We start from the raw sequence: 23,696 nt of genomic DNA, 5'->3' as shown, positions 1-23,696 counted from the left end.
CTGAACCATCATTGTCTTATCATCACCCTCCAGCCATTTAATCTCATGAGGTTGGGGAGCATTGTTCATCGCTCGCTATTCTTTATTGTTAATATGATTAACTAGCTTGAATCCAAGGTATATTTAACATGCATAACATGTTGTATCCGGATAATATGTGACACTAATCTCATCTCGCTGATGAGATTGAAGGTGAGTTTAAGATGTGTTGCTCGATTATCTGGTGGCAGACCGCCGATATAGTGCATTTACACCCCAGTGGTCAGTTACATGAGTATTTATTGCGCATGCGACAGTTTTATACGCACCCTGCACAAACGATTTGATGATGATCACACCGGCTACAACAGTCTCAACATGTTCAGTGTATTGAGAAGTACCGAAGATAAAGAACCTTCCACTATTCCACCACTCATTATCTCTTATCTATGTCGCTCTGGTTTGGCTATGGCGAGATATCTCGTATCTGGCAAACCGGCGGCATAAATAAGGAGGGAGGCACCAAGCCTCCCTCTTGACTTACAGCTGCTCAATTAATTTCATTTAGTCAGCACCAAACTGACGCTCGCGAGTAATATTCATCGCTCATCACTGGCTGACTGGCGCCCAGGGGCCCCCCTTGACGGGATCGTCCCCTTGTGTCCACCACTTGGCCTGATAGACGACGCCCTTGTGGCTCACCTTGTCACCCCCCTGGTAGACCTTGCCAGCATCCCAGGCCGGGATCCCGCCCACAGGTGGCTCACCCGGATCAACTGGCGGTACAGGCAATGTCTCCACGATCCGCACCTTGGGCCAGCTGGCGTGGGAGCCATAGAGGTTGGTCACACACTTCTCGTAGTCTCCGGGCACCAGAGCCGAATAGGCAGTCTGGAAGCCCACCAGCTCGCACTCGAAGGAGTAACCCCCAGGGCGATCCGGGTAGTATTTCCAGTTGCCATCCCAGTTGGTGTAGAGCACGTCGGTGGCGCCATTGAGATTGAGGCTGCCATAGGGCGTCTGCTGCCAGCAGGTGTTTTTCTCGTCACTCTTGAGGGGGATCTGGTAGTGAGCGGAGAGCCCTTCCCAGTAGCGGATCCGGTTAACCGGTTGGCCCTTGTCCTTGTTCTGTTCGCCACACTCGATGCCGCCGTTGATGACGTTGATGGTGGTGCCAAACCCATAACCAATCCCGGCATTGGTCTCTCGCGTCGAGGGCACCCAGGTACGATCGATCACGTGCAGCATGGCCGGTTTGGGGGCCTGTGGGGTCAGGAAGAACCAGATTGCCGAGGCCAGGTTGAGCCAGGAGTCGGCAACCAGGCCCGGGTTGTTGAGCAATACGCTGGCATCGCCGTCAAACATGGCTTCCGAGAAGGCGCCATAGTTGAAATGGTAGGAAAGTTGCTTCGCCCCGCGGCCAAAGTAGCCCTGTCCGGTGGCACAAGGCCACTTCTTGTTTTGCCAGTCGTTCTGGCCACACCCAGTGGTATAGCCGGTCTGCCCTTCCGACCAGCCCATTTCCCGCACGTGTACCAATGCCTGCTGCCACTCTTCCAGTGCCAGCGGGTTATCGGAGATGTTGTCTTTGGCGATGTGGCCACCCGTCTCCTGGGCGAAGTGAGCGAAGGCGGTCACAATGGATTTTTTGCAGATCTCGTCGGCATTGCGACCGTCGCTGTAATCACCACAGAACGCCGGGAACTTGCCGATGGCCCGTAAGAAACGGACATAGGTATATTCAGGCGCAGCCATCTGGGTCAGAAAATCCCACTCGGCCTGTGGAAAGACCCGCTCCACCCGTTTGACGTTCTCCGGGTTGCTGGCAAGGGCAGGCTCGATGGCATCCACTACTGTATTGGGGCGAGTTGCCAGCGCCTTGGACCAGATGGCGTACATGGGATTGGCGGTCTTTTGTTGCTCTACCGCCTTCACGTCCGCCGCCGAGATAAGGTAGCCCCCCGGATTTTGCGGATCGGGCTGGATATTCATGGCGGCATAACCGGGCGCGGCAAACATGGCTGCGACCAAGCAGGCGCAATATCTGCGTCTTAGCATCACTACACTCCTTTGTCCCTCAATGAATGGCCCCCCGAGCATAGGGACTCGGGCGACTAAATTCACGATGAAAATTAAGAATTAATCAGAAGTGTGAGCGGATTCACTTTGAGCCCATTTTCGTCAAAAGGATCGTCAGATGAGGTGCAGTTCCCTGAAAATGTGCCGCCAAGCAGCCAGAAGAGAGCACATCGCATGCTTAAAAAGAGGCGGACACCCTGAGCCTGATACCCCTGTCAGAGAAGATGTACGCCAGTGCCTAATTGTGTCTTCATAGAATGGTGTCCTCATGGAGCAGAGAGGCTCGAAGCCCCTCTCATCACCCCCTCAGGGACGCCAGGCGCGGATCAGAATGTTGCGCGGGGTCATGGGCTTGGCACAAAACTCCCCCACCTCGACCCGATAGCCCTGCTCTTGCATGAAGAGCGCCCGATCGAGGGCCAACCAGATCTCGAGGGGGCGGCGAAACAGGTGGCGTACCAACTCCATACGGGCCACATCGCCAAAACGGCGCTCACCCTGCGCTACAAAGGCGGGATAATCGAGGTCCTCAGGCAATACCATTCCCTTGCGTGCAACTGCCCATTGGCAAAATGCCTCGAAAGAGCCGGTGAGCAGGCTTTTTTGCATATTGGGAACCGGCAGATATGCGTTTACCCCGCGCACCTGGCGCTGCAGGCAGTCGAACGCCAGTCGCCACACCACCTCCTGCTCACGCAGACGGGTGATGCGGGCGCCACCGGTCACCGTCTCCTGCAGCGGCAGCTTGAGATCCGCTTTGCTCAGGCGCAGTACACTTGCCCGGGCCAGCGCCGACAGCGGCCGATAGTCGGCACTGCGGATCAGGTGATAACAGCAAGGGGAGATGGTCACCCCGCGCGCCCCGCGCTCGGCAACCCGTTCCAGCAGATGGGTATGCAGCTCGCCGCAGGCATGCAGGGCCATGGCGTGGTGCTCCGGGGCCAGCAGCAGGGCGGAGTCCGGGGAAAAGGCATCGGCGCAGGTGAAGGTCATGGTCGCCCCGTCGCGCTCGGCCAGTTGACGCCCCTCTTCGCATAGCTGTGGCTGCAGCTCCAGGCTCGATACCCGGGCCTTGCGATGGAGCGATACCAGCCGGCCAAGGTGTCCCTTGCCCGCACACCACTCCAGATAAGGTCCCTGATGGGGGGGCAGGCTGGCGGTGAAGGCCTCTATCTGGGCCTGCTTGCGCCCAGGAATGTGGCTCGCCATGCTCTTGCTGCAAGTAATGGGCTCGGGCGTGAAGGGCTCAAGCCGACTGAGTTGTTGCAGTTCCGGACCCTCCGCAATCCAGGGCGCGAGCAGGCGTGCCAGCGCATCCATGTCCCCATCGAGCGCCTCGAGTTCTTCGCAGGTCAGCTCATTGAGCTGCACCACCAGCTCGGGGGCCTCCTCTGTAAAGGGCATCGTCAGGTGGTGGTAGGGTTGATATTGCCACCAGCGCCTGTGCCGGGTAAGCAGTCGATCCAGTTGTTGAAAACGTTGAGCCAGCACGGGAGCCCTTATCCAGCAGCAAAAAGGAGGCTCATTCTAGCGATCCCCCTTCAAAATGCACTCCCGCCACGGCGTCAATGGCGCTTTTTACAGACAAAAAATCATCACCCTCACCGCAACGTCCAGGCTCAACCTGACAAAGTACAGGGTTTTATGCTATATTCCGCCCCCTCTTTTACGCGGCAAGCCTGGTGCGGGCCGTTTTACCAATAGCAATGGGACCAAAAACATGACCATCAACGCCATTCTGCAGGCGCGCGCGGGCGCCAAGTGTGAACTGTGCAGCGCCGAGCAGGAGCTGACTGCCTTCGTGGTACCTCACTCCCCCGCCAGCGACGATGATCACAGCGTTGCCCTCTGTGACACCTGCCGTGGTCAGCTGGAACAACCGGACACTCTGGTGGTCAACCACTGGCGTTGCCTGGGCGACAGCATGTGGAGCCAGGTGCCGGCAGTACAGGTGATGGCATGGCGCCAGCTGAAGGCCCTGTCCGGTCAGGGCGAAGTGTGGGCCCAGGATCTGCTGGACATGATGTACATGGAAGACGAGACCAAGGCCTGGGCCGAAGCGGGCATGGCCGATGAGGATGACGACAGCGTACCGACCGTCGATTCCAACGGCGCCGTGCTGCAAGAGGGCGACTCCGTCACCCTGATCAAGGATCTGGACGTGAAGGGCGCTGGCTTCACCGCCAAGCGCGGCACCCTGGTCAAGGGCATCCGCCTGACTAACAACCCGCTGCACATCGAAGGCAAGGTCAACGGCGTGCAGATCGTGCTGGTTGCCGCCTACCTGAAAAAGGCCTGATTCCGGCATACAGTATGTCCCTCGGCAACCATGATGCCGGGCTGACACCACAGAAAGGGTGGTTGCTTCGGCGCCATCCTTTTTTATTGCGCCATGTTTGCCTCCTGTGATGCTGCTTGTATTAGACCACTACAGACAGACCTAAGCAGGATTTCGGCCCCCTCGGCTCACCGTCAAACCTCCTTTCCGTTTAGCCCGTTTTTCGCCCCTTAAGTGGCGATTTCACACCACAGACACCAATATCCATAACATGAGTGTGCCTACATGAATGGCGGCGGAAACGGACGCGCCGACAATCGTCTCTTTCGGTAGCACAAACAAAGACTCATATGATGTCTTTTTTGTTTCGACTACTGACAACATTGTGACATAGCTCATAAGGCGCGGAAAATTCACTATTTTTTCCGATAGTGGAGCTTAATTTAGCAGTATTGATGCGCGTTGGTGTGGGCGCCTTTGCCACCCATCCCATCGTGTCTTCCAAGGATGGCCATATACTCATGCAGGAACCTCCCGCTTCACTCATCCAGCTCCAGCAAGAGCTGCAGCAGCTCAAAGCCATCTTCAACGAGATTGGCGCCTACATCTTCACCAAGGATCTGGCCGGACGTTACACCTATGCCAACCAGGCGGTGCTGGATCTGTTTGGCTGTACCCTGACCCAGTTGCAGGGGCAGGATGACAGTCGCTTTTTCAACCTGAATGACTCGGACGCCCTGCGGCGCAACGATCGCCAGGTGCTGGAGCAGCAGATCACCGTCGCCGACGAGGAGATCAACTACATCAAGGCGACCGGTGAGCCGCGCATCTACCTGAGCGTCAAAAAACCGATGTACGACGATGAGGAGCGCCTGATCGGCCTGTGCGGCATCGCCACCGACATCACGGAGCGCAAGGCTATCGAGGCCAAGCTGGCGGAGCAGCACCAACTGCTCGAGATCATCCTCGCCCACGTCGATGCCTACATCTACATGAAGGACACCCAGCATCGTTACCTCTACGTCAACCAGAAGACCTCTGAGCTGTTTGGCATGCCCCCCGAGCAGATGGTTAACATGCGCGACGATGATCTCTTGCCGGCGGAGATCGCCGCCCAGTTGCAGCAGATGGATGGGAAAGTATTTACGACCGGTGAGACCCAGGCCGGCGAGGAGTGCCTGTTCGATGAGCAGGGCAAGATGCACTACTACTGGTCGGTGAAAGTGCCCTTTGTCCTGGCCAATGGCACCCCTACCCTGATCGGTTTTTCCTCCGATATCACGGAGTTGCACCATCTCAAGGAGCAGTTGCACGCCCAGTCGGTGCGCGACAGCCTGACCGAACTCTACAACCGCCGGTTTTTCTTCGAGCTGTGCGACAAACAGCTGAACTTCAACACCCGCCATCACAGCCACTCGGTGCTGATCCTGATGGACGTGGATCAGTTCAAGACCATCAATGATCGCTTCGGCCACCCGCTGGGGGACAGGGCTTTAATCCATCTGAGTCAGGTGATGCAACCCGTGCTGCGCAGTGAAGATGTGCTGGCCCGGATCGGGGGGGACGAATTTGCCATCCTGCTACCCGAGACCCACCTGACGGCCGCGGCCTCCCTGGCGGAGCGGTTACGGCATACTGTCATGAACAAACCGCTGACACTGCCCGATGGCAGCAGCCTCGTCATCACCATCAGCGCAGGTCTGGTACAAAACGAGCACGGGGAGTCGATGGAGAGCTTCTATGCCCGCGCCGATCAGATGCTCTATCGGGCCAAACAGATTGGCCGCAATTGCATCGCCTGCTGAGCAATAACCGGGGGTGAGGGGAAGCCCCCCACCCCGTCACTTTTCTTACAGCTGCTGGCGCAGCATGAATTTTTGTACCTTGCCGGTGGAAGTCTTGGGCAGCGGAGTGAAGATGATCCGCTTGGGCGCCTTGAAGTGGGCCATCTGCTCGCGGCAGAAGGCGATAAGCTCGGCTTGACTCGCCTCACGCCCCTCCTTGAGCTTGACGAAGGCGCAAGGCACTTCACCCCACTTCTCGTCCGGCATGGCGATCACCGCCACCTCATCCACATCGGGATGACGGTAGAGCACATCCTCCACCTCCAGACTGGAGATGTTCTCCCCGCCCGAGATGATGATGTCCTTGGATCTGTCCTTGATCTCCACATAACCGTCCGGGTGCCACACCGCCAGATCGCCGCTCCTGAACCACCCCTCCGCCATCGCCTCTGCGGTGGCCGCCGGGTTCTTGAGATACCCCTTCATCACCACGTTGCCACGCAGCACGATTTCCCCCATGGTCTTGCCATCTTTGGGGACCACCTCGCCACTGACCGGATTGATGACCCGCATCTCGCCTTGTAGCGGCGATGCCACCCCCTGGCGAGCCTTGAGGCGAGAAAGCGTGGTGGCATCCTGCCCTTGCCAGCTTCGCTGCGGTTCACACAGCACGCAGGGGCCATAGGTTTCGGTCAGACCATAGACATGAGTCACAGCGATCCCCATCGCCTCCATGCCGGCGATCACGGTGGCAGGAGGCGCCGCCCCTGCCGTCATCACCTTGATGGGGTGATCCAGTCCCTGCTTGAGGGCCGGATCGGCATTGTTGAGCATGTTGAGCACGATGGGCGCCGCGCAGAAGTGACTCACCTTGTGTTCGTGCAGTGCCTCATAGATGGCCGCCGCCTGCACATGGCGCAGACAGACGCTCACCCCGGCGGTCGCGGCCAGCGTCCAGGGGAAGCACCAGCCGTTGCAATGGAACATCGGCAAGGTCCAGAGGTAGACAGGATGCTTGGGCAGCTCCCAGGAGAGCACGTTGTTGACTGCATTGAGGTGGGCGCCGCGATGGTGATAGACCACCCCCTTGGGATTGCCGGTGGTGCCCGAGGTGTAGTTCAGGGAAATCGCCTGCCACTCATCCTCTGGCAGCCAGCCGGGCGCTTCACCATCCCCCATGGCGACAAAAGCTTCATAGGTGAGCTCGCTTATCATCTCCCCCTGTTGATAGAGGGGATCATCGATGGCGACCAGCAGCGGCTTGCTCTCGATAAGTGCTAGCGCCTTTTGCACCACGGCGCCAAACTCCCGGTCCACCAGCACCACCTTGCTCTGGGCATGCTGGAAGATGAACGCCATGGCGTCGGCATCGAGCCGGGTGTTGATGGTGTTGAGCACAGCGCCACTCATGGGCACCCCGAAATGAGCTTCGAACATGGCCGGCGTATTGGGGGCCACGATGGATACCGTATCCCCCTCGCCGATACCGTGCAGGCCGAGGGCCGAGGCCAGCTGACGGCAGCGCCGTTCGGTCTGAGCCCAGGTTTGGCGCAAGGGGCCGTGGATCACCGCCGGATAGTCGGGATAGACGCGGGCCGCCCGCGCCAGAAAGCTGATGGGGGTCAGGGGATCGAAATTGGCGGATGTCTGCTCAAGGCCCATTTCATAGATGTTCTGCTTTGTCATCGGGTTCCTTCCTCACATATGGCACAAAGCGGGAGCTCATCCGGTCCGGGTACAGACCGGGCACCGCACCCGGGCATCATGCTTCGGGTGGGTCTCTTGCGAAAATGGCAGGGTATCAGGGAGGAGGGGTGGCAACCATTAGCAAAACGTCGTATTGGAATCTGTATGAGGCTTTAAAAGCGTGAGTGCGGCATCTTGAGCGGGTCTTTTTTCAAGCTCTCATTCGGGCAACCCCCAAGCCTGTTCCCTGTGCTGAATATTGATATAGCGCGAGCGGTTCGGAGCAAGCCGAATACGCACTCCAGATATATTAATTTTCATCCAGTCATCACCCGACAATAAATTAAAAGGCGACGTCAGGAATAATTATGAAATAAGTATTGCGATGTACCAAATAACATGAAATTAACGTTTGCGATCGCCATAAATATATTCTGTGAACCAGCCCATAAAGCCGAGTGAGTACCATGTTCATTCCCTTTCCAGCACGTTATGGTTACGTCCTGAAACAATCCACCGGATGTTCAATATCAGGCCAGATTTCTCGCCAACGAGTGCGCAGCTGGCAGTCAAACTGCGCACTTCTCTGTCATGACGAAGGAACCCTATCGACCCGATATTCCGCCGAACCTTAACCTGCTTTATCGAGGAGCATTTTATGTGTGCCGAGCCGAATACCAAGACCCGGAGACAATTCCCCACTGCGTTTACCATTCTGTTTTTGATCATGTTGCTGGCTATTGCCCTCACCTGGATTATTCCGGCGGGAGCCTATGCCAAACTCTCTTATAATCCCGCCAGCGCTACCCTGATGGTCAACACACCGCAGGGGGAAACCAGTCGGGTGCCCGCCACCCAGGCCGAGCTTGAAAAATTGAATATCAATATCGATGTTGCCCAGTTCATCAACGGCACCATTCGCAAGCCCATCGCCATTCCCGGCACCTATGAGCGGCTGGAGCAGGCCCCCAAGGGGCTTGGTGACGTGGCGGTCAGCATGGTCAAGGGCACCATAGAGGGGGCCGACATCATCGTCTTCATCCTGGTGCTCGGTGGGCTTATCGGCGTCATTAACAAGACGGGAGCCTTCAGTGCGGGCCTGGTGGCACTGTCGCGCAAGACACAAGGCAACGAGTTCCTGTTCGTGGCCCTGGTCTGTCTGGTGATGGCGCTGGGGGGGACCACCTGCGGGCTGGAAGAGGAGGCGGTCGCCTTCTACCCCATCCTGGTGCCCATCTTCCTGGCGCTCGGGTATGACTCCATCGTCTGTGTGGGGGCCATCTTCCTCGCCGCCTCCATGGGCACCACCTTCTCCACCATCAACCCCTTCTCCGTAGTGATCGCCTCCAATGCCGCCGGCATCCCCTTCACCGAGGGGCTCATCTTCCGTGCGGTCGGCTGCCTGGTGGGCACCCTGGTGGTAATCGCCTATCTCTACTGGTACTGCAAGAAGCTCAAGGCCAATCCGGCCTTCTCCTACACCTATGAGGACAGAGACAGCTTCCGGGCCCGCTTCCTGAAAGAGGGCTCCATGGATGAGGGCGTGCCCTTCACCCTGCGCCGCAAGATCATCCTGACCCTGTTCATCCTCGCCTTCCCGCTGATGGTGTGGGGCGTCTCCATGGCCGGCTGGTGGTTCCCGCAGATGGCCGCCTCCTTCCTCACCATCGCCATCATCATCATTTTCATCTCGGGACTGAAGGAGAAAGAGGCGGTCGAAGCCTTCACCCAGGGGGCCTCCGAGCTGGTGGCCGTCTCCCTCATCATAGGGCTGGCGCGAGGGGTCAACCTGGTGCTGGATCAGGGGATGATCTCGGACACCATACTGGCCTATGCCTCCGACCTGGTCTCCGGCATGCACGGCGCCGTGTTCGCGGTGAGCCAGATGCTGGTCTTCACCTTGCTGGGACTGGTGGTGCCCTCCTCCTCGGGGCTCGCGGTGCTCTCCATGCCCATCATGGCGCCGCTGGCGGATACCGTGATGATCCCGCGCTACATAGTGGTGTCGGCCTATAACTGGGGACAATACGCCATGCTGTTCCTGGCCCCCACCGGCCTGGTGCTGGTCACCCTGCAGATGCTCGGCATCCAGTTCAACAAGTGGGTCAAGTTCGTGCTGCCCATGGTGGGCTTCGTGCTGGGCTTTGGCGCCCTGATGCTGGTGCTGCAGGTGATGCTGGCCTGATCGGCCAATGCCGTGACACGCCGCCGCAGGGCGGCGTGTTTTTTATGCCGGCGTTAGTGACGCACCCGTCCCTGCTGGCGAAAACAGTAGAGCTTGAGGCTGATGTCTGCGAGGTCGGCGGGCAACTCTTCCCCGTCTGCCGCCAGCGGCTGATAGAGGGAGGCGAGCAGTCGTTCGGCTTGCTGCATCGTGATGACATTGGCCTGGATGGCCGGGGTGATCCAGCTGGGTAACAGTGACATAAGTCCCCCTTCTCACTCTTTCAGTATCAGGTCCCGGATTGGCTGTGACTCTGCGTCAACGCGCCATCCATCTGCCCTGACTTATTTCCGCTTCTTGCCACATACGCTGCAAAAGCCTTGCCGGATCGACACCTTGTCCCCAATCCCCACGCCCAGGGCTCTCGAACCACCCAACAAGCCTCGCCCGAGGCCATCAACATGCCAGATGATTGCAAAATGCGACTCACAATAGGCCCATGCCCCCTCTTGTTCCCTCGACATCGCCATTTCGCGGCGATTTTTTCGCCGTTGTCGCCAAAGCCAGACACTTTTTGAAGTGGCGTTTTTTTGACCTTGTCAGCGGCTGTCGCAGCCAGCCCCGGCTCGCCTTGTCCGACCAGGGCACTATTGACAAGATGAATACAGGCTAGCCAAGCACCCAGATTGAGATTGCAGGAGAAGAGAAGATGAACAAGTCCATGATGGCGGGGATCGGGATCGGTATTACATCGGCACTGGCGTTGTCGGCTGCGGCCAGCGGTGGTTTCTTCACCCCCGAGCCCACCTTCGCCGAGGTGATCGCCAGCAAGCCGGTGACCGAAACCATCAAGACGCCCCGTCAGGAGTGTCGCAACGTCACCGTGACCCACCGTAAGCCGGTGCAGGATGAACACAAGGTGCTGGGCACAGTGGTGGGGGCGGCGCTTGGCGGTGTGCTCGGCCACCAGTTTGGCGGCGGCAGTGGCAAGAAGGTGGCGACCGCCGCCGGTGCAGTCGCGGGTGGCTATGCCGGCAACCAGGTGCAGGGCAACATGCAGGCGGGGGATACCTACACCACTACGGAGCAGCGCTGCAAAACCGTGCAGGAGAGCAGCACCCGCACTCTGGGCTATGACGTCACCTACCGCCTTGCGGGGCAGGAAGGGGTGATCCGGATGGACAAGGCGCCGGGAGCCACCATCCCGGTCAAGGATGGCAAACTGGTGATCGATCAGCAAAAGGGGTGAGTTCCCTTGCCATCCCCCATAAAAAGGCCCGCCTGATGAAGGCGGGCCTTTTGCTATCTATCCGGCTTGCAGGTGAAGCGCCTGGTCACTCACTCCTGCAGCACTTTTTCACCGCCCGCACCACGTTCTGGTAGCCGGTGCAGCGGCACAGATTCCCCGACAGCCCGCGGCGGATCTCCGCCTCGGTCAGCGGACGGCGCTCTGTCTTGTCGAGCAGGGCGGCGCTCGCCATGACCAATCCCGGGGTGCAAAAGCCGCACTGCACCGCCCCCTCGTCGATAAAGGCCTGCTGCACGTCGGAGAGCTCGTTACCTCTGCGCTCCCCCTCCACGGTGCGAATGGATTTGCCATCGGCCCACACCGCCAGATAGAGGCAACTGTCGAGGGCCACGCCATCCACCCGCACGGTACAGGCGCCGCACTCGCCGACGCTGCACCCCTCTTTCACGCTGATAAGCCCCTGCCCGCGCAGAAAGTGAAGCAGGGACACACTGGGCGAGACCGCATAGGAGTAGGGTTTGCCGTTGATCTCGCACTGGATCGCAACAGTGGGACAGCTTTGCGGTTGCATCATAGGATCTGGCCTCCGGCACGTTCGACGGCGCAGGCGACAACCCGCTGCGCCAGGGTTTTGATAAGGTGCAAGCGGAACTCTTTCTCCGCCCGCCAGGAGGAGCGCGGCGCCACATCGGCCACCACCGCCTCGGCGATCGCTGCCAGCGTCGCCCGGGTCAGGGGTTGCCCCTCGGCCGCCGCTTCCGCGTGGGGCGTGCGCACCGGCGTCGGGGCCGCCACGCCATAAGCCAGCCGCAGGCGCTTGAAGTGACCATCCTCAATTTGGCAGTAGGCGGCGCAGCCGATGGTAGCGATATCCATGGCACCCCGCATGGCGTACTTGAAGTAGTGGGATCCCGCATGGGGGTGCGCGTCCGGGGCAAAGTGAAATGCCACCAGGATGTCCGCCGGTTGCAGCGCCACCTTGCCTGGGCCGGTGTGAAAACCGGCGATGGGGATGCGGCGCGTGCCGCCCGGGCCGGCGATTTCCAGCTCGGCCTCAAGCGCCACGGTGGGCGCCGCCGAGTCGGCGCTGGTGGCGCCGTTGCAGATGTTGCCGCCATAGGTGGCAACGTTGCGGATCTGCGGGCCGGCGATGGTGGCGGCGGCTTCCGCCAGCATCGGCAGGCGGCGCTGTACCAGTTCGTTTTCAATCAGCTCGGTAAAGGTGGTGCCAGAGCCGATGCGAATAGAGCCGTCGGCCCCCTCGCTCACCCCTTTGAGTTCGGGCAAGTCGTGAATATCGACGATATGGCGATAGGCAGGGTTGAGGTGATGAAGCTGGATCATCACGTCGGTACCACCGGCCAGCAGACGCGCCTCGGGGTCGGCCTGGCGCAGGGCGACGGCCTCGGCCACGCTGTGGGCCTTGTAGTAACGGGCAATATCAAACATGGGGTTGCTCCTCCCTTGTGCCCTCGGTGATCAAACCCGCAGCGACAAACTCCCGAAACAGGGTCTTGGGGGTGATGGGCAGCTCGTTGATGGCCACACCGGTGGCCATCCTGATGGCGTTGCGAATGGCCGGGCCGGGGGAGATGATGGGCGGCTCACCCAGGGATTTGTGGCCATAGACCGACTGGGGCTCATGGGTCTGGACGAAGTCGCACTCGAGTTCGGGCAAGTCCAGCATGGTGGGGAACTTGTAGTCCAGCAGGTTGGGGTTGCGCACCACTCCGCTCTTGGCATCGATGATCATCTCCTCAAACAGGGACCAGCCGATCCCCATCCCCATGCCGCCGTGCACCTGCCCCTCTGCCAGCTGCGGGTTGAGGATCTTGCCCGCATCGTGCAGGTTGAGGATGCGGTTGATGGTCACCTTGCAGAGATCGATGTCGACACTGAGATCGACGAAGGTGCAGCCAAAGCTCGGCGGGTTGGTGGTGGTCTTGTGGGAGACCTCCGAGGTGATCTGGCCGCCGATGGTGAGGTGGTAGTAGGCGTTGACCGACACCTCGGCGACGCTGATAAGCACCTTGTCCGGCGCACCGGCCAGCACCACGTAGCCGTCGATCAGGGTGAGCGATCCCACATCCTGATGGCAGAGCTGGGCCGCCAGCGACAAAATGCGGGCCCTCAGTTGCAGCGCCGCCTGATGGATGGCGGGGGCCGCCACATAGCTCTGGCGCGAGGCGAACGAGCCCGGATCGTAGGCGGTGATGTCGGTATCCTGGGTCGAGATGACCCGGATCTGCTCAAACGGAATGCCTAACGTCTGGGCCGCCATCTGGGCAAAGACGGTATCCGACCCCTGCCCTATCTCGGTGGCGCCGATCTGCAAATTGACGGTGCCATCCTGGTTGAGCAGCATGCGGGCGCCGGCGATCTCCACCCCCACCGGATAGGTGTTGGAACCGTAGCTGAAGCAGGCCACCCCCACCCCGCGCCGTACCCGGCTCGCCGGATCCTGCGCCAGACACTTGGCCCGCAGGCGCGCCCATTCGAACTGCTCGCCCCCCCGACGCAGGCACTCGGGGAGCCCTGCGCTGTAGATGGTCTTCTGGTTGACCTGATTGACGTCCCCCTCGCGGGCCACGTTGGCGATACGCACGGCGAGCGGGTCGAGCCCAAGCTCGGCGCAGGCGTCATCCAGCATGCACTCGAGGGCAAACACCACCTGGGGGGCGCCGTAACCGCGCATGGCGCCAGCGGTGGGCAGGTTGCTGTAGAAGGTCTTGGCATCGTAGCCAAAGGCGCTGCGTGGATAGAGGTAGCTGATCTTGTTGGCGCCGGCGCTGGCAATCGAATGGCCGTGGGAGGCATAACCGCCGGTGTTGGAGAGCACGTCAAGCTGATACCCCTTGAGGGTGCCATCCCGGTCGATACCGAGGGTGCCGTCGATGGCAAAACCGTGGCGGGTGCGGGAGGCAAAGAAGCACTCCTCCCGGCTCAAAGTCACCTTGACCGGCACGCCGCCAAGCTTGTAGCTCAGAAACGCCGCCATCGGCTCTTCCAGCACATCCTGCTTGTTGCCAAACCCGCCTCCCATGTAGGGCTTGATCACCCGCACGCTCGACCAGGGCAGGCCAAGGGATTTGGCCACCCGGCTGCGCACTATCTGGGGGATCTGGGTGCTGGAGACCACCACGATATGATCCGGCTGATCCATGTAGGCGTAACAGGTGACCGTCTCTAGATGGCAGTGCTGCACCACAGGGGTCTGATAGTGGCCCTTGAACTGAACATCTGCCGCAGCGATGGCCTGCTCCGGCTCCCCCGCGCGAATTTGGCTTTGCCGCAGCAGGTTGCCGCCGGGTTGGATGGGATGGGCATCGTCAGCCAGGGCGCTCCGGGCATCCGTCATCACCGGCAGCGGCTCGTAGCTCACCTTGACCAGGGCGGCGGCCTTCTCGGCAACCAGGGGATCGCGGGCTACCACGATGGCGACCCCGTCGCCGAAGTGGCGCACATGGTCGGTGAGCAGACGCCGGTCTTTGACATCTCGCTTGGCCTCATCAAGGGACCAGGCGTGACCGGCGGTGCGATAGCAGGTGGCGGGCACATCCTCATGGGTAAACACGGCTTCGACCCCGTGCAGGGCCAGCGCCTCGGAGGCATCGATAGCGAGCACCCTGCCGTGGGCGATGTTGCTTCGCACGTACTTGGCGTGGCGCATGCCGAGCATGATGTTGTCATCGGTATAGCGGGCGCTGCCGGTCACCTTGGCCTCGGCATCCACCCGCTTGAGGGGTAATCCTATGGACATGATCCAGTCCTTTTTCAGATGGGAAAATTCCAGAACCAGATGAAAAACAGCAAGATATGCGCCCGTTTCCCCATGGGAGCGGGAGGATGGCAAGAAGTGTGAAGGGGATCCCATCTGCCTGAATATCTTGCCCCCGATGTAATTGTTGGCAGGCAAGCATGGTGGCAAACAAGGGGAGCATAAAGAGCGGGCGTATCAATCTGGTAGCCGGCTTTATCAAAATGGTAGCGGCCAGATCTTTGCAGCCAAAGGGGCTCTGACTCTCTTTTCACATAGCAAAAAGAGGCGCCCCGCTCTCTTGCCACACTGGCAAGAGAAGCCAACCACTGTTGCCAAAAATTCCCCTCTCCCCACAAAAAAACGGGGCCGCCTGGCGGCGGCCCCGAAACGGGTAGGCATCCCTAGATGGCCCACCCCCCAGCGTAGAAAATCACCAGGGCCAGGGCGATGATAACGGTGCCCGGGTTGAGCTTGCGCCACTCGTTGGAGCAGACGCGCCCGATCACCAGGGCGCTGAAGCCCAGCATGATGCCGGTGACGATATTGCAGGTGAGCACGATGAAGACGGCGCACACCAGGCCGGACATGGCCCCGACGGAGTCACTGAAATCAAGCTTGGTGACATTGCTCAGCATCAGGAGCCCGACGTACATCAGGGCCGGCGCGGTGGCATAGGCCGGCACCAGGTAGGAGAGCGGCGAGAGGAACAGCATCAGCAGGAACAAGACCCCCACTACGGTGGCGGTGAGCCCCGTCTTGCCGCCCGCTGCCGTGCCCGCCGCCGACTCGATATAGACGGCGGCCGGCGCCGCCCCCACCAGGCCGGAGAAGATGCTGCTGACAGAGTCGGCACTGAGCGCCTTGCCGCTGTTGATGATGTGGCCATCCTTGTCCAGCAGATTGGCCTGGCCCGCCACCGCCCGTATGGTGCCGGTGGCGTCGAACACCGCCGTCATCACCAGCGCCAGCACGCTGGGCAGCACCAGGGGCGAGAGGGCTCCCATGATGTCCAGGCTGAAGATAAGGGAGTTGCCCTGCGCATCCGCCAGGCTCGGCATGGCGAACAGCCCCTGATAGGTCACCGCCGGATCGAAGATGAGACCGAAGATGGAGATGGCGATGATGACCAGGAGGATCCCGCCCGGCACCCGCAGTTTTTCAAGGCCGAAGATCACCGCAAGGCCGATAAGGGACATGATGACCGGCATGGAGGTAAAGGCCCCGAGCGCCACCGGCAAGCCTTCCAGCGGGTTCTTGATCACCAGCCCCACCCCGTTGGCGGCAATCAGCAATAGGAAGAGCCCGATGCCGATGCCGGTGCCGTGGGCGATCCCCATCGGCAGGTTATCCAGGATCCAGCTGCGCACTCCGGTCACCGAGATGGCGGTAAAGAGTACCCCCATCAAAAAGACCGCGCCGAGGGCCACCGGGATGGAGATCTGCTGCCCCAGCACCAGGCTGAAGGCGGTAAAGGCGGTGAGCGAGATGGCGCAGCCGATGGCCATGGGCAGCTTGGCCCAAAGCCCCATCAGCAGCGAACCAAAGCCCGCCACCAGACAGGTAGCCACAAAGACGGCGCCGGGGGGAAAGCCCGCCTTGCCGAGCATGCTGGGCACCACGATCACCGAATAGACCATGGCGAGGAAGGTGGTGAGCCCGGCCAGCACCTCCTGGCGCACGTTGCTGCCCCGCTCGCTGATCATGAAGAAGCGATCGAGCGCCCCCATGGGTGTTTGTCCTGATCCGGCCTCGCCAACCTCCTGCCCGGCCTGCTCTTGCACACTGCGTATCCTGCTGTTTGCCTGGGTCATACCCAACTCCTTTCGAAAACACCTGAATGTGTTGTAACGACATGCGTGTCGTGACGAAATGGCGGTACTCACTGCGGGTCTCTCCTGCGGGCCTGTCGCAGCGCCAAGACCAGATGACAGGCAGATTCAAACGTTTGCCTTGCTGGTCAACAAAACCGGGCCATTTCCCCTTGTGTCCCGGGGTCTGGCCCCGGTGTTTGCGATGCCGGCGCCCCTTGCGGGTTCGCCAGCCTTCGTGTTCTCTGGGGCAACTTCACGCCGCCCCGTTGCCTTCCCTACCCTCGCTCGTGCACCAGCTGGCCATCCACATAGGTGCGGTAGATGGATCTGTCATCCCCCAGGGTCAACAGCACGAACAACTTGTCGCGCAAGGTGGTGGAGTTGTCATAACGCAGCTGCTGCAGCGGAGTGGCGACCGGGTCGAGCACCACGAAATCCGCCTCCTTGCCCGTGGCAAAGCTGCCTATCTTCTCGTCCAGCCCCAGTGAATGGGCGCCCCCCAGGGTGGCGAGATAGAAGGCCTGATAGGCCGAGAGGCGCTCGCTTTGCAGTTGCATCACCTTGTAGGCCTCGTTGAGGGTCTGCAGCATGTTGAAGGTGGTGCCGGCACCGATGTCGGTGCCTATCCCCACCTTCACCTGCTTGTGCCAAGCCTTGTGCAGCTTGAAGAGGCCGCTACCGAGATACAGGTTCGAAGTAGGGCAAAACGCGATGGTGGAGTCGGTCTCCTTGAGGCAATCCCACTCCTGCTCTTCCAGGTGGATGCAGTGGGCAAACACGCAGTTGTGGCCGGTGAGACCGTGCTGGTGATAGACGTCGAGGTAACCCTGATGCTCGGGAAAGAGGGATTTGACCCAGGCGATCTCCTCCTTGTTTTCACACAGATGGGTGTGCAGATAGGTGGTGGGGTACTCCTCACGCAGTCGTTTTGCCATCGCCAGCTGCTCGGGTGTCGAGGTGGGGGCAAATCGTGGTGTGATGGCATAAAGCAGGCGACCGTTGCCATGCCAGCGCTCAATCAGCGCCTTGCTCTGCAGATAGCTGCTCTCGGCAGTATCGAGCAGATAATCGGGGGCGTTGCGATCCATCATCACCTTGCCCGCGATCATCCGCATATTGATGCGACTGGCAGCCTCGAACAGGGCATCCACCGACTCGGGGTGAACGGTGCCGAACACCAGCGCCGTGGTAGTGCCGTTTCGCAGCAGCTGCTTGATAAAGAAGGTGGACATCTCGCGGGCATACTCGCGATCGTTGTAGCGCCGCTCGGCCGGGAAGGTGTGCTGGTTGAGCCACTCCAGCAGCTGCTCGCCATAGGCCCCCACCATCTCGCTCTGGGGGTAATGAATGTGGGTGTCGACAAAGCCCGGCACGATGAGCTTGCCGCGATAATCACGCACCCGCACCTCGGTCGGGATTCGCCCCTTGCCCTCCTCCCACTGACCGAACCAGTCGATGCAGCCGTTGCGGATGATCAGGAGCCCATCCTCGACGAGGCGGGCGTGAGCCTCTATCTCCTCGGGGTGATCCACCACCCGGGTGATGTCAAAAAAGCTGCCACGGATGGCTTTGACTGAGTTGTCGTAGTTCATAACCTTGTCCCTGTTTTTATCGTTCTGTAATGAGATTCAGACCCGCTCTATCCCGGGTTCACTCCCCCCTGCTTCCTCTACCCTGGGCACTGCCTCCCGGCTGGCGGGGGCGGTCTGAAAGGCGCTGTCCGGCTTGTCGCTGAGTTGGATCACTTCCACCCCCTCGGCGCCCTTGAGCACCTTGCGCTTGCGGCTCGGGGGCAGCACCAGATTCAGGATGATGGCGGTGATGCCGCCGGCGCAGATGGGGTTCTCTACCAGCATGTAGATGCCGGCGGGCAACACCTTGAAGACGTTCGGGTCGTAGGAGACGCCGAGCCCCAGGCCCAGCGAGGTGGCGACGATCAGGGTCTCGCGGCGATCGAAGCCGTGGCTGATGATGATGCGGCCACCGGCGATGGCGATCATGGAGAACATGATGGTCATGGCGCCCCCCATCACCGGGGACGGTATGGTGGTAAAGAAGCGCCCCACCACGGGGAAGAGTCCCAGCAGCACCAAGATGACGGCGATAAACTTGCCCACGTGGCGCGAGGCCACCCCGGTCATCTGGATGACGCCGTTGTTCTGGGCAAAGGTGGTGAGCGGCAGGGAGCCGAGGGCCGAGGCGATCACCGACACCAGGCCGTCCGCCAATACGCCGCCGGAAAGCCGTTTTTGAAACTCGGGGCCGCGGATCTCCTGGCGCGAGACCATGGCGGTGGCGGTGATGTCCCCCACAGCCTCCAGCACGCTCAACAGATAAATGGTACCCGCCAAGAGGAAGGCGTGGGCATCAAAGGTAAAGCCGTATTTGAACGGCACCGGAATGGTGACCAGGGGCAGATCATTTAACGGGGAGAAATCCACCATGCCAAGCATCAGGGCCACCACATATCCCACCAGCAAACCGATGGCGATGCCACTCATGCGAAGCAGCGGACTCTTGCTGCAGTTGAAGGCGACGATGACGCAGAGCACCAATAGCCCCAGGCCGATGTTTTCGTACTTGCCGAAGGTACCGCTACTCATGGCGGAGAAGCCGCCGCCAAAGTCGATGATCCCCACCTTGATGAGGCTAAGGCCAATCATCAACACCACCACCCCGCTCACGGTCGGGGTGATCACCCGCTTGAGGTAAGGCAGTACGAAGGAGGAGCCCATCACCAGGAAGGCGCCGACAAAGGAGACCCCGAGCAGGGTCGAGACGATCAGCTCCTCGTGCAGGCCATCTTTTTTCATGGCGCTGCCGAGCGCAATCATCACGGTAACGAAGGAGAAGTTGACCGACTGGATGGAGAGCAGGCCCGAGCCGATGGGGCCGTAGCGGTTCACCTGCAACCAGGTGCCGATGCCGGAGGCGATCATCGCCATGGAGACCAGATAGGCGGTGGTCTCGGTGGAGAGGCCGAGGGCCCCGCCGACGATGAGAGCCGGGGTCACCATGGGCACAAAAATGGCCAGCAGATGGGTCACTGCGCCCATCAGGGTTTGCGAAAAGGGGGGCTGGTCTTCCAGCTCGTAAATCAGGTCCGAGTGCTTGCGTGTTGTTTTAGACATCTTGATTGTCCCATCACACAGAATATGGGCGGAGTACTCATTCCGCTGTCAGGTGTCGGGGCGAGCCTGCGCCCGCCCCTCACCTTTTCTCTTGTCATGCCACCGTTTGTTGCTCCAGCTTGCCGAGCTCACGCAGGATCTGCTCCGGCGTGAAGTGCCATTTGCGCAGCCAGATCCCGCAGGCGTCGTGAATGGCGGTGGCGATGGCGGGCGCGGCGCCGTTGACCCCGATCTCCGAGATGGACTTGGCGCCGTAAGGACCGACCTTGTCGTCACTCGGTACCAGGAAGGCCCTGAAGTCGCGCGGGATGTCGCCAATCTTGGGCGCACCATAGCTCTTGAGATCCCGGGTGAGCGGGATCCCCTTGCCGTCGTAGCAGATCTCCTCGGTCAAGGAGTGGCCGATGGCCCGCATGGTGGCGCCGTAGATCTGGCCAAGGGCCAGCTCGGGGTTGATGGGAGTGCCGCAGTCGAGCAGGGCGTAGAACTTGTCGAGGCGGATCTCGCCGGTGCGCACGTTGACCGCCACCTCGGCGAAGTTGGCCCCGTACGGGAAGGCCAGCTCCGAGGTGATGTAGCTGGCGGTACCCACCAGGATGCCAAAGCCGGTGCCGGTCTCCGCCTTGTGGGCGATCTGGCCAAGGGAGACCTCTCCCATCTTGCCGCGCACCACCCCGGGGTAGATCAGCTCGACATCCGTCACCGGTTCGCCCAGCATGGCGGCGCCATGAAACAGGATCTTCTCCCTGAGGTTCTCGGCCGCCTTCTTGGCCGCGTTGCCGGAGAAGCAGGTGCCCGAAGAGGCATAGGCCCCCTTGTCGAACAGGGCGTGGTCGGTGTCGCCGGAAATCACATGCACATCGCCGAGCGGGCAACCCAGCACCTCGGCGGTCAGCTTGGCCACCACGGTGTCGAGGCCAGTGCCGATATCGGCGCCACCGGAGTGGACGATAAAGGTGCCATCAGATTCCAGCTTGACCATGCAGTTGGCCTGATCGATGTCCGGGATCCCCGATTTTTGCATGATGATGGCGACGCCACGGCCGATGCGCCAATCCCCGTCCGCAGGTTTGGGGCTGTCCCAGGCGATGAGCTCGCGCCCCTGTTTCAGGATGGGCTCGAGGGCGCAGCTGGCGGCATGGGGCACCGAGGTAGGCATCTTGCCCTCGCCGATGGCCCCCAGCACCTTGAGGATGTCCCCTTCGTGGACCCGGTTGTGCTCCACCATCTCGAGCTGATCGATGCCCAGTTGCTCTGCCAGCTCGGCGATGGCCATGGTCAGCGCGAAGTTGCCCTTGGGCGCACCGTAACCCTGATAGGCCCCGGTCGGGCAGATGTTGCTGTAGTAGGTGTTGACGGTGAAACGCACGTTGTCGCACGGATAGAGCGGCAGGGAGAGCGCCGGGCCGTTGCTTGGCACCGTCAATGAGTGGTTGCCGTAAGGGCCTGTGTTGGCACGAAAATCCATGTCGATGGCGGTGAGGGTGCCATCTTTTTTGGCTCCTATCTTCACCGTCACCTTGGCTACGTGGCGGGAGGTGTTGCTGATGAACTCCTCTTCACGGGTGTAACGGAAGGTGACCGGACGGCCGGTGACCTTGGTCGCCCAGGCACACACCTCCTCCAGCAGGATGTCCTGCTTGGAGCCAAAGCCGCCCCCTACCCGCTCCTTGATGACGTGCACCTGGTGCTGCTTCATGCCGACGATGCGCGCCACCTGACGGCGCACGTGCCAGGGCACCTGGGTGGAGGCGTGAATGATGAGGCGCTCCCCATCCATGTAGGTGAAGCAAATGTGCGGCTCGGTCGGGCACTGCTGGGCCTGGGTGGATTCGTAGGTGCGCTCCAGCACCACATCCGCTTCGGCAAAGCCCTTGGCCACATCGCCAATCTGGCCATGGACGCTGGCGGCCTGGTTCTCATGGGGGCGAGCCCCGATGGGGAAATTGATGATCATGTGCTCGTCATCGCGATAGACGGCGTTGGCGTTCTGGGCCTCCAGATCCGCCGGGGCGCCGGCCATGTAGACGATGGGTTCGTCGTGCACCAACGGCGCATTGGGGGCCATCGCCTCATCGATGTTCATTACTGCCGGCAGTACCTGATACTCGACCTCGATGAGTTTGAGGGCCGCCAGCGCAATGGCTTCGCTCTCGGCCACCACGGCGGCCACCCTGTCCCCCACGTGGCGCAGCTTGCGACCAAACATGCGGCGATCCAGCGGTGACGGCTCGGGGGCGCTCTGGCCACCCGGGGTGTAGTAGACATCTGGGCAGTTGCGGTAGGTGATGACGTGCACCACCCCCGGCATGGCTTCGGCGCGGCTCACGTCGAGCCGGGTGATGAGGGCATGGGGATGGGGGCTTCGCAGCATCTTGATCACCAACGCATCCTCGGTGACCCGATCCTCCACGTAGCAGGGCTTGGCCTGCACCATCTTGGCGGCGTCCACCTTCGGGCAGCTCTTGCCGATGTGGCGCAAGTCGCCCCGAAACTCGGGGGCGATCTGGCACAGGTAATCCGGATCCTTCATCCGCGAGCAGGCGAGCTCGATGGCCTGGTAGAACTGCTGGTAGCCGCCGTCACGGTGGAACAGGCCAGAGAGCGCATCGTCGATTTGATCACGGGTGGGGTTCGGGTGGCGATCAAGCAGGTCGGTCACGATCAGGGAGGCGGCCGGATCGTTGTAACCGGATTGCACGACCCCCACATCCACCATGGCCTGCTGCACCAGGCTGAGCTGGTTCCAGCTGCCCAGCGACTCGGCGGTGCGCACCTCGGCCCCTTCCAGTTGCGCGGCGATCAGCAGGGAGGCGTTGACCACCTTGCCATTGAAGAGGATGGCGTCGGAGCCGGCAAAGCCGAAGCCGTCGTCACTGTTGCGCACCGAATGCATCCGGCACTGGTTGAACAGCACCCGCTGGGCATTCTCGCCAGCGGGGCAAATGACGGTGCGCAGGGCACCGTTCAGGGTGAAGTTGAGTTCCATCATGCCTGTACCTCCTGCTGCTGGCACTCCACCAGCAGATCCGCCACCACCACGCCGCTGATATAGCGCTTGTAGGCCACGCTGCCACCGAGATCCGCACGCGGAGTGACCAGCTCGCTCACCGCCGCCTCCAGCGCCGCATCGTGCAGATCGCGCCGCTCCACATCACGCAACCGCATGGGCTGCGGCGTCACGCCGGCCAGGGCGACCCGCATCTCGCCAAGGGCATCGAGGGCCACCGCCGCCGTCATCACGGCCAGGCCGTCGGCGTTACGACTGATGCGACGGGTCGCGCAGCGCAGGTCGGGTTCCGGCAGCACCACCCCCAACACCAGCTCCTTGCGCTGGCCGGCCAGATAGGCGTCGATGGGCTGCAGCTGGTTGTTCTCCAGCACCACCACGGCTTCGAGCACCAGCAGCACCGGCAGCAGGGGGGAGTCCTGCTGCTGGCAGGCAAGCTCGCCGCCGACCGTGGCCTGGTTGCGCAGATGGCGGGAGTAGACAAATCCCAGCGCCTCGCCCAACGCGGCCGGGGTGCGGGGATCATCTTTGAGGGTTTGCAGGGTGACGCTGGCGCCGATGTGGAGCTGGCCATGCTGTTGCTCAATCTGGCCAAGGCCGAGCCGCTCCAGGGAGATGGCGACCTTCTTGTCGGTGCGGGTCGGGGCGGCGTTGAGCTTGCTGCCGCCCCCCATGTAGACGGCGTCGTTGCCAAACTGGGCCTTGAGGGCCAACGCCTGGCCCAGTTGCTCGGGTCGGAAGAATTGTTCAATCATGTGTCGTCCT

Annotated in this window: 16 protein-coding genes; 4 read left to right on the top strand and 12 right to left on the bottom strand. The window is 61.0% G+C overall.

Features of this window, described 5'->3' with window-relative positions:
- Positions 1 to 588: 588 nt before the first annotated feature.
- Both ACB034_RS02750 and ACB034_RS02745 read right to left on the bottom strand, forming a co-directional pair.
- Positions 589 to 2,037, bottom strand: a complete 1,449-nt coding sequence (locus ACB034_RS02750) for a chitinase (protein WP_371172013.1) — start codon at positions 2,035 to 2,037, stop codon at positions 589 to 591.
- 327 nt (positions 2,038 to 2,364) lie between these two features.
- Complete coding sequence (locus ACB034_RS02745) at positions 2,365 to 3,549, bottom strand: methyltransferase (protein WP_371172012.1); 1,185 nt, start codon at positions 3,547 to 3,549, stop codon at positions 2,365 to 2,367.
- A gap of 229 nt (positions 3,550 to 3,778) precedes the next feature.
- On the opposite strand from ACB034_RS02745, the gene ACB034_RS02740 reads away from it, so the two are divergent.
- A complete protein-coding gene (locus ACB034_RS02740) occupies positions 3,779 to 4,357 on the top strand; it encodes an alkylphosphonate utilization protein (RefSeq protein ID WP_042069286.1) in 579 nt (192 codons plus the stop codon).
- Positions 4,358 to 4,857: 500 nt separating this feature from the next.
- Positions 4,858 to 6,141 carry a diguanylate cyclase gene (locus ACB034_RS02735; RefSeq protein WP_371172011.1) on the top strand — a complete coding sequence of 428 codons (1,284 nt, stop codon included), beginning with the start codon at positions 4,858 to 4,860 and terminating at the stop codon, positions 6,139 to 6,141.
- A gap of 45 nt (positions 6,142 to 6,186) precedes the next feature.
- Here ACB034_RS02735 and ACB034_RS02730 read toward each other — a convergent pair whose 3' ends face one another.
- Entirely contained in the window at positions 6,187 to 7,806 is a 1,620-nt protein-coding gene (locus ACB034_RS02730; protein WP_371172010.1) for an acyl-CoA synthetase, read from the bottom strand.
- A gap of 658 nt (positions 7,807 to 8,464) precedes the next feature.
- Between ACB034_RS02730 and ACB034_RS02725 the strand changes: the two genes are divergently transcribed.
- A complete protein-coding gene (locus ACB034_RS02725; protein WP_201977775.1) occupies positions 8,465 to 9,991 on the top strand; it encodes a YfcC family protein in 1,527 nt (508 codons plus the stop codon).
- A 53-nt stretch (positions 9,992 to 10,044) separates the two neighbouring features.
- Here ACB034_RS02725 and ACB034_RS02720 read toward each other — a convergent pair whose 3' ends face one another.
- Positions 10,045 to 10,233, bottom strand: coding sequence for a hypothetical protein (locus ACB034_RS02720; RefSeq protein WP_224209690.1), 189 nt, complete (start codon positions 10,231 to 10,233; stop codon positions 10,045 to 10,047).
- Between the two features lie 446 nt (positions 10,234 to 10,679).
- Here ACB034_RS02720 and ACB034_RS02715 point away from each other — a divergent pair, with 446 nt between their 5' ends.
- A complete protein-coding gene (locus ACB034_RS02715) occupies positions 10,680 to 11,219 on the top strand; it encodes a glycine zipper 2TM domain-containing protein (protein WP_042069279.1) in 540 nt (179 codons plus the stop codon).
- An 85-nt stretch (positions 11,220 to 11,304) separates the two neighbouring features.
- Here ACB034_RS02715 and xdhC read toward each other — a convergent pair whose 3' ends face one another.
- The 8 genes from xdhC to ygfM form a co-directional block, all read right to left on the bottom strand.
- The gene (gene xdhC / locus ACB034_RS02710) at positions 11,305 to 11,793 is read right to left on the bottom strand and encodes a xanthine dehydrogenase iron sulfur-binding subunit XdhC (protein ID WP_371172009.1); all 489 of its coding nucleotides are present in this window, start codon (positions 11,791 to 11,793) and stop codon (positions 11,305 to 11,307) included.
- A complete protein-coding gene (gene xdhB, locus ACB034_RS02705) occupies positions 11,790 to 12,668 on the bottom strand; it encodes a xanthine dehydrogenase FAD-binding subunit XdhB (RefSeq protein WP_371172008.1) in 879 nt (292 codons plus the stop codon). Before xdhB ends, xdhC begins: the two co-directional genes overlap by 4 nt.
- Entirely contained in the window at positions 12,661 to 14,979 is a 2,319-nt protein-coding gene (gene xdhA, locus ACB034_RS02700; protein ID WP_371172007.1) for a xanthine dehydrogenase molybdenum-binding subunit XdhA, read from the bottom strand. The genes xdhB and xdhA overlap by 8 nt, the downstream gene beginning before the upstream one ends.
- 401 nt (positions 14,980 to 15,380) lie before the next feature.
- The gene (locus ACB034_RS02695; RefSeq protein WP_201939808.1) at positions 15,381 to 16,706 is read right to left on the bottom strand and encodes an NCS2 family permease; all 1,326 of its coding nucleotides are present in this window, start codon (positions 16,704 to 16,706) and stop codon (positions 15,381 to 15,383) included.
- Between the two features lie 359 nt (positions 16,707 to 17,065).
- Positions 17,066 to 18,382 (bottom strand): guanine deaminase, encoded by a 1,317-nt coding sequence (gene guaD / locus ACB034_RS02690; RefSeq protein WP_042069273.1) that lies wholly within the window; start codon positions 18,380 to 18,382, stop codon positions 17,066 to 17,068.
- Positions 18,383 to 18,418: 36 nt separating this feature from the next.
- Positions 18,419 to 19,921, bottom strand: a complete 1,503-nt coding sequence (locus tag ACB034_RS02685) for a nucleobase:cation symporter-2 family protein (RefSeq protein ID WP_042069271.1) — start codon at positions 19,919 to 19,921, stop codon at positions 18,419 to 18,421.
- A 94-nt stretch (positions 19,922 to 20,015) separates the two neighbouring features.
- A complete protein-coding gene (locus tag ACB034_RS02680; protein WP_371172006.1) occupies positions 20,016 to 22,913 on the bottom strand; it encodes a molybdopterin-dependent oxidoreductase Mo/Fe-S-binding subunit in 2,898 nt (965 codons plus the stop codon).
- Positions 22,910 to 23,686, bottom strand: a complete 777-nt coding sequence (ygfM, locus tag ACB034_RS02675; protein ID WP_225632509.1) for a molybdopterin-dependent oxidoreductase FAD-binding subunit — start codon at positions 23,684 to 23,686, stop codon at positions 22,910 to 22,912. The genes ACB034_RS02680 and ygfM overlap by 4 nt, the downstream gene beginning before the upstream one ends.
- Between the last annotated feature and the right edge of the window lie 10 nt (positions 23,687 to 23,696).

The sequence above is a fragment of the Aeromonas sp. S18(2024) genome (assembly GCF_041402525.1).
Taxonomy (GTDB): Bacteria; Pseudomonadota; Gammaproteobacteria; order Enterobacterales; family Aeromonadaceae; genus Aeromonas; species Aeromonas enteropelogenes.
The sequence above is the reverse complement of the archived record's forward strand: the minus strand, read 5'-3'. Positions and strand labels throughout refer to the sequence as shown.